This is a genomic window from Embleya sp. NPDC059213 (assembly GCF_042754445.1).
Lineage (GTDB): Bacteria > Actinomycetota > Actinomycetes > Streptomycetales > Streptomycetaceae > Embleya.
Genome location: NZ_JBHZAV010000115.1, coordinates 23,939 through 30,398, shown reverse-complemented (window position 1 = coordinate 30,398; position 6,460 = coordinate 23,939). Strand labels below are relative to the sequence as shown.

Annotated in this window: 6 protein-coding genes; 2 read left to right on the top strand and 4 right to left on the bottom strand. The window is 71.7% G+C overall.

Annotation, left to right across the window (positions count from 1 at the left end; genetic code table 11):
* Positions 1 to 139: 139 nt before the first annotated feature.
* Positions 140 to 1,033, bottom strand: a complete 894-nt coding sequence (locus ACFXMF_RS32555; RefSeq protein ID WP_379989773.1) for an NAD(P)H-binding protein — start codon at positions 1,031 to 1,033, stop codon at positions 140 to 142.
* Positions 1,034 to 1,207: 174 nt separating this feature from the next.
* Here ACFXMF_RS32555 and ACFXMF_RS32550 point away from each other — a divergent pair, with 174 nt between their 5' ends.
* Positions 1,208 to 2,056, top strand: a complete 849-nt coding sequence (locus ACFXMF_RS32550) for a LysR family transcriptional regulator (RefSeq protein WP_379989771.1) — start codon at positions 1,208 to 1,210, stop codon at positions 2,054 to 2,056.
* A gap of 37 nt (positions 2,057 to 2,093) precedes the next feature.
* On the opposite strand, the gene ACFXMF_RS32545 is transcribed toward ACFXMF_RS32550, so the two are convergent.
* The 3 genes from ACFXMF_RS32545 to ACFXMF_RS32535 all read right to left on the bottom strand — a co-directional run bounded on the left by ACFXMF_RS32545 (position 2,094) and on the right by ACFXMF_RS32535 (position 4,935).
* Entirely contained in the window at positions 2,094 to 2,882 is a 789-nt protein-coding gene (locus ACFXMF_RS32545) for a DUF4344 domain-containing metallopeptidase (RefSeq protein WP_380017908.1), read from the bottom strand.
* 122 nt (positions 2,883 to 3,004) lie between these two features.
* Positions 3,005 to 3,571, bottom strand: a complete 567-nt coding sequence (locus tag ACFXMF_RS32540) for a GNAT family N-acetyltransferase (protein ID WP_360312220.1) — start codon at positions 3,569 to 3,571, stop codon at positions 3,005 to 3,007.
* Positions 3,572 to 3,741: 170 nt separating this feature from the next.
* Entirely contained in the window at positions 3,742 to 4,935 is a 1,194-nt protein-coding gene (locus ACFXMF_RS32535) for a serine hydrolase domain-containing protein (RefSeq protein ID WP_360312468.1), read from the bottom strand.
* 360 nt (positions 4,936 to 5,295) lie between these two features.
* Here ACFXMF_RS32535 and ACFXMF_RS32530 point away from each other — a divergent pair, with 360 nt between their 5' ends.
* Positions 5,296 to 6,261, top strand: coding sequence for a LysR family transcriptional regulator (locus tag ACFXMF_RS32530; protein WP_360312222.1), 966 nt, complete (start codon positions 5,296 to 5,298; stop codon positions 6,259 to 6,261).
* Positions 6,262 to 6,460: the final 199 nt, after the last annotated feature.

The window sequence follows — 6,460 nt, the reverse complement described above, 5'->3', positions numbered from 1 at the left end:
CCCGTGCCTTGTGCTCACAACTGTGCCAGGGCATTCGGGGGCGGCCGTCGTACGGCGGGACGAGAATTTCGGGCGGGGGCGGTACCCGAGTACCGGTACCCGGACCGTGACTCCTTCGGGTCCGTGCCGCGCGCCGCGGTCAGGCCCGGACGGCCGGCCTGAGGACGTCGGCGCACCAGCGGCGGAAGTCGGTCGGCGCGGATTCGGGGGTGCCGGGCACATCGGCGCCGTAGCAGCCCGTCGCGTCCAGGGCCTGCACCATGTCGGCAAGTCCCCGAGCCCATGCCTCACTTGCCCCGTACCGCACCATGGTGGCCCGGTACTCCGCGGCGTCGGTGTGCCGGACGCGGACCGCGGCTTCGAGCACCTCGGAAACCACCTGCGCCATGCCTTCCGGGGACAGTGCGTCGGGTCCGACCACCGGGACGTCCTCCTGGCCGGCCCAGGTGTCGTCGAGCAGCAACCGGGCCGCGGTGTCGGCGACGTCACCGGTGCTGCAGGTGCGCAGGACCCGGTCCGGTGCCAGGGCCAGGAAGAACGTGCCCGCGTCGCGGATCGACTGCACCTGGCCCAGCAGGTTCTCCATCAGGAACGGGGCGCACAACGCCCGGTAGGGCACGCCGGTGGCCTCGATCGCCTCGTCCATGGCGAGCGACGCCGAGATCTGCCCGGCGTTCTCGGCCACGCCGCGGCCCAGGGTGGAGACGGCGACGACCCGCCGGATGCGCCCGTGTGCGATCTCGGCGCACAGCGGCTCGGTGAAGGCGCGGAAGTGGCCCTGCACGCTGTCCGCCCGCGGGCTCGGCGGCACCAGCCAGAAGACGCTGTCCGCGTCCGCGCACGCCTTCGTCAGCACGGCGGGGTCGGCATGCGAGCCCTGGACGACCTCGACGTGCTCGCGTACCCGCGGGGACAGCCGGGCCGGGTCGCGGACGATCACCCGGATTCCCGCGGTGGCGTGCTCGGGGGCGTCGAGAAGACGGTCGAGGACCTGCCGGCCGATCTGTCCGGTGGGGGTGGTGACGACGATCATGAACAACTCCAAGGAGGGAAGGTCGGGGAAGGCCGTGCCGCGCCGGAAGCGGTGCGGGCCGCCGGGGATGTCGTCGAGCCTGCCGCGCCCGGTGCCGGAACTGAAGGATCGTCCGGCTCTCGCTTGTTACCCTCAGGGCAATACCGTGAGGCGATCCGAACGGAGGGCCAAGCCATGGAATCCCGCCCGCTGCGCTACTTCGTCGCCGTCGCCGAGGAGCTCAACTTCACCCGCGCCGCCGAGCGATTGGGCATCTCCGCACCGCCGTTGTCCCGCGCCATCCGCGGCCTGGAGAGCGACCTGGGCGTCGTCCTCTTCGAACGAACCACCCACCGGGTGACGCTGACCCCGGCCGGAACGGTGCTCCTCGCGGAGGCCCGAATCGCCCTGGAAGCCCTCCAGGCCGCCGGTCGCCGGGCCCGGCGCGCGGCGGACCCGGAGCCGAGGCTGGTCCTGGCCGTCAAGGCCGACGGCGACGCGGGACTGCTCGAACCGATCCTGGACCGCTACGCCCGCGAGCCCGGCGCCGTTCCGGTCGCCGTCCGGCTGTGCGGGTGGCACGAGCAACCTCGGCTGCTGCGCTGCGGCGAGGCCGATCTGGCGCTGGTCCACGAGCCGTTCGACCGCACCGGTCTGGACGTCGAAACGCTGATCGCCGAATCGCGCGTCGTCGCGCTCGCCGCCGGCCACCCCTACGCCGACCGCGACCACCTCTCCCTGGCCGACCTCGGCCTGGAGGCCGGCGACCTGGATCGTTTCCTCGACGAGATCCGCCACGAGACCCGCGACCTGGCCCAACTCCTCGCCCTGGTCGGCCTGAACCGGGTCACTCCGCTGCTGCCCGCCTCCGTCGCGGCCCGATACCCGCGCCCCGGCGTGGTCTACCGCCCGGTCCCGGACGCCCCACCGGTGGTCCTCGCCATCGCCTGGCCGCAACAATCGCGCTCCACCGCCACCGCGGCCCTCATCCGCACCGCCGGCACCGTCGCCGCGGGCACGCGCGACCGCGCAGCGGGGCGGTAGCGGTAGCCGACTGGGAAAGCGCCGCGGCTCCGCTTCGTCACGGCTTTCGCAGGATCGGAGCCAGGTCCTTCAGCCAGGCGTCGCGTGCCCGCGCCCACTCGGTCGCGCATCCCTCGGCCCGTGCTCGGGGCAGCAGGCGGGCGCTCGCCGGATCGAGTTCTCGGCCGGGCGCGGATCCGTGCAGGTAGCACAGGTGATTGGCGGCGCGGACAAGATCCGGGGAGTGTTCGTCCTTCCCGTCGTCTCCGCCGCCTCCGGCGTCGGCGGCCACGGTGAGTTCGTACTCCCGGGCGGCCATCCGCAACTGCCGTTCCCCGTCCGCGCCTTGGCGCAGCAGCAGCAGTGCGGCGAAGCGATCCGCGGCATCCTCCTCGGCCCGCTCGGTCACCGAGAGCCGCAGGACGTCGACGAGGTGGTGGGCGGCCTCGTGGTAGAGGGTCTCCACCAGGACGGCGACCACCTCGTCGTCGGCCGGGCGGTGTCCGGCGCGCTCGAAGAGTTCGCGTTCCTCGGCGATCTGGTCGTAACAGATCACGATGCGCTCGGCTTCCGGATCGTATTCGGATCCTTCTCCCGCGCACGATCGGCCGACGACGAGTACCTGATGATCGAGGTCGACGAAGGCGTCGAGGCGTCCGGCGGCCACCTCCAGCACCTTGCGGTCGCGCAGGAAGGCGGCATTGCCTCGATCCGCGTCGGCGGGTTGTTCGAAGCGGATCACGAAGCCGTGCCGGTTCGGGGGTCCGCTGACGTCCGCGTCGGTGCCGTCGCTCCTCTCGCCCGACGCGGTGCAACCGGCGAGCAGCAGGAGCACAAGCACCCCCACCAGGGCTCGGCCGCGCCCCGGTCCACGATCGCGCTCCGGCGAAATCCACACCGGCAATACCCTCCCCGCCTGCCGACGGCGACGAACCACCCGACGCCATCGGCGTGTACGGGCCATCCGGCTCAGTGGCCGACGGCGGGGCCCTCGCCGATGTACACCGCGACCTCGCCGTCTTCCGGGTCGTAGCGGTCGGACAATCCCTCGAAGCGCATTCCCGCCTTCTCGGCGACGCGCAACGACGCGGTGTTGGCCGGGTCGATCAACGCGACCAGTCGTGGCAGGCGGTGGGCGTGCGCGTAGGAGATCGCCGCCTTGGCGATCTCGGTCGCGTAGCCCTTGCGCCAATGGGCGGCCGCCAGGTGCCAGCCGATCTCGTACTCGTCGACCCGATCGCGAAACGGTCGGACGAACACGTCCCCGACGAAGGTCTCGGCCCCGGCTTCACCCGTCTCGACGAGAACCGCCCAGAAACCGCACCCGACGCCGTGCCCGCTCACCGCGCGCCAGCGCGGGATGTCCTGCGCTATCACCGCGAGGTCGGCGGGCGACTCGTCCCCGGTGAAGCGCGTCACCGCCGGGTCGGCCCACATCGCGAACGCCGCCGGCGCGTCGCCTTCCTCGAACTGCCTTGCGTACAACCGGGTGCTGCGAAACACCACGGGCCCTCGGGGTGCCCTCACCGCGACCATGCGGGCAGTGTAGTGCCGCACCGGGAACGTGCGCGGAGACGCTCGTCGAAACGCCGACCGCGACGGCCGGCCGGGCCACATCGCCCATCGCTCGATCGAAGGCCGGCCGTCGACGGCCCGCGGCGCGAACCGCCCCCGCCTCGGGGCGAGGGCCCGAGCGCCCGCACCCGTCACCCCGCGCGCGCGGCCCCGACCTCGTCCTCGGGCGGCAAAGCGGCGGCGGTCGACTCACGCGGCTTGGACGCCGTGCCGCAGAACGCCGATTCCAGGGTGTCGCCCAGGACCGTGTTCACGGTGCCGTTGTTGCTGGCGTTGGCCATCGAGGTGACGCTGCGGCGGCCGTCCCGCGTGGTGAACGCGTAGGTGTAGTAGCCCTGCATGGTGCCGGTGTGCCCGTAGACCGAGATGCCGCAGGAGAGGTCCCGTCGGCGCAGGCCCAACCCGTAGAAGCGGACGCCCGAGGAGTCGCTGGGCGTCATCTCCAGCATCCGGTCCAGCAGGTCGGCGCGCAGCAGTCGACCCCCGAGCAGCGCGGACACGAATCGGTCCAGGTCGGCCGGGCTGGAGATCATCGCCCCGGCCGACTGGGCCCAGGAGACGGTCTGTTCGGTCGAGTCGACCAACGGCGCCCCCGCCTCGTCCGGGGTGAGGTAGCCGTGGATGCTCTTCCCGGGGATGGTGGTCTCCGGGTGTACGTACATGGTGTCCCGCAGGTGCAGGGGACGGATGATGCGTCGTTCGTACTCCTGCCGCACCGAGCGTCCGGTCACCTTTTCGATCAGGGCGCCGACGACGACGAAGTTGGTGTTGGAGTACTGGTAGGTGCTTCCGGGCACCGCCGTCGCGGGGTGTGCGGTGGACAGGTCGATCAGTTCGCGCAGGCCGAACACCTTGTTGCGGACCGCTTCGAACCCGGGGACGGTCCGGGCGAACATGTCGTTCGAGTAGTCCCACAGCCCGCTCTTGTGCGTCAGCAGATGGCGCACGGTGATCCGAGCGTCCGGCAACACGCCCGGCAGGTACCGATCCACGGGCGCGTCCAGGTCGACCGCGCCCGAACCGACCAGTTGCATGAGCACCACGGTCGAGAAGGTCTTGGTCACGCTGCCGATGCGGAAGCGGGCGTTCGTGTCCATGCCCGCGCCGGAGGTGGTGTCGCGCACGCCGGCCGTCTGGCGGTGGACGGTGCGGCCGTCGTCGATCCGGGTCATCGCCCCGGGAGCGCCCGCGGCGAGGGTACGGGTCAACACCTCGCGCAGTCCCGCCAGATCCGGCTCGGGCAGCGTCGTCGCGCTGCCCGATCGGGTGGTCGCGGCGGTCTCGGCCGCCGACACCCCGGTCGCGGGTCCGACGGTAACGACCAATGTCAGTAAGGCGGTTGCTGCGGCAGCACGTGTCACCAGGATGCGTCGCAAGGCATTTCTCCCATGATTTCAGGACGTTCACGGCCGGGACTGTCATGCCCACCGAGCGTGCCTCGACCCGAGGCAACCCGAAGTACACCCGGGCACTCGCTCGGGCCGGCGAAATCCCGTCGCTCCGACGGTAGTCGATCTCCATCGGCCCGCCGACCACACGACACGCCGGACCCCGTCCACCCCCCGACCGACGGTCGGCCGCAACGAACGCGCGAGAGGTCCCGACCGACGAACTCCCCGAGCCACGCCGGGGAACCGCGGGCCGGCACCTTGTAGCCGCCCCCGCTCGCCCGTACCTTGCCGGGCATGGACATGGAATTACGCCATCTGCGCACCATTCGGGCGATCGCGGATGCGGGCAGTCTGACCCGCGCCTCCGCCGTGCTGGGCCTGGCTCAGCCCGCGCTCAGTACCCAGCTCAAACGCATCGAAAAGGCTTTGGGCGGCGCCCTGTTCGAGCGCGGCCGGGAGGGTGTGACGTTGACTCCGCTGGGCGAGTTGGTCCTGGATCGGGCCCGGGTGCTGTTGCCCGCGGCACGGCAACTCCAGGAGGAGGCGGTTCGGTTCGCCAATCGGGGCGAGGTATCCCCCAGGTTCCGGCTCGGCGGCACGCACGGGCCGCTGCTCGGCGGCCTGGTCCACCGCCTCGCCGAGGAACACAGCGCCGATGCGGTCACCACGCACATCTCCTGGTCCAACCGGGAGTTGGCCGCCATGGTGGCGACCGGGCGGTTGGATTTCGTACTGCTGGGCGCGTGCGGCGAGAGCCGCCCGGCGTCCGACGGCGGCCTCGCGTGGCGTGAGGTCGGCACGGATCCGGTCTTCCTGATGCTGGCGCACGATCACCCGCTCGCCGGCGAGCCGGAGGTGGACCTCGCCGCGCTGGCCGGTGAGACGTGGGCGGTGGTGCCCGGCGAAGGTTGCTTCGGCGACTGCTTCTCCACCGCGTGTGCCCGGGCGGGCTTCGCGCCGAAGGCGATCTACGAGACGGACGTGGCCTCGTGCGTATATCTCGCCCAGGTCGGCCGGGCGGTCGGCCTGTGCCGGGCGACGATGCCGCCGACGCCGGGCATCGTCCGCACCCCGCTGGCCGGCGTACCGCTGTCGTGGCGACATCTGATCGGCTGGCACCCGCACGCGCCCGCCGCGCACACGGCGGCCCTGGTGACCGCCCAGGTGCGCGCGGCACACGCGGCGGCGGTACGGAACGCGCCGCGCTACTCGGACTGGCTCGCCCGGCACGACGGCCGCGGCTACGGTACGGCGAACTGACACCGTGTCATCCACCCCGCCGACGCTCGCCCCGCGCTCACCTGACGTGGCGTCAATCCCCATTGCCGACAGGGCAGTCGACCTCTCGACGGCGTCGCGTACGAGCACCGCGCCGAACCGCCGCACGCCCGGCCATAACACGGCGACAGGGGGTTGTTGACAGGTACCTCGTCTGATCGCTCGAAGATACGTTTCTGTC